The 437-nt window shown below is 70.3% G+C and carries 1 protein-coding gene; it reads left to right on the top strand.

The window, feature by feature from the left end:
* Window positions 1-34: 34 nt before the first annotated feature.
* Window positions 35-437, top strand: a 403-nt coding sequence (locus H0H10_RS01930; RefSeq protein ID WP_309141707.1) for a condensation domain-containing protein, incomplete at its 3' end; no start/stop codon positions are given.

A 437-nucleotide genomic window follows, 5' to 3' on the forward strand; every position in this document is an offset into this window, starting at 1 on the left:
GTTGGAGGGTCCGAGCCCGACCTACAACAGCCCGGTGGTGCTGCGTCTGTCCGGTGAGCTGAACCGGGAAGCGCTGGGGCTGGCGCTGCGTGACGTGATCGCGCGCCACGAGGCTCTGCGGACGGTCTTCCCCGTGGCCGAAGGGGAGCCCTACCAGCAGGTCCTCGACATCGCTGATCTGGTGTGGGACCTGCCCGTGACTCACGTGGTGGATGGAGGATCCGCGGCGCCGGTGCACCTTCTCGACCTCGACGCCCTGTCGTGGGACGAGGCCGTGCGCGAGCTTCCGCTCGTCGGGCCGATGGACGGGACGCCGACCGGGGAGATCTCTCCGGAGCAGTTGCCCGGAGCCATCGCCGGAGTGGCCGGTTACGCCTTCGACCTGGCGGTCGAGGTGCCGGTGCGGGCGTGGTTGTTCGCGGTGTCGCCGGAGGAGC

Origin of the sequence: Streptomyces griseicoloratus, from assembly GCF_014534645.1 — a bacterium.
GTDB lineage: Bacteria > Actinomycetota > Actinomycetes > Streptomycetales > Streptomycetaceae > Streptomyces > Streptomyces griseicoloratus.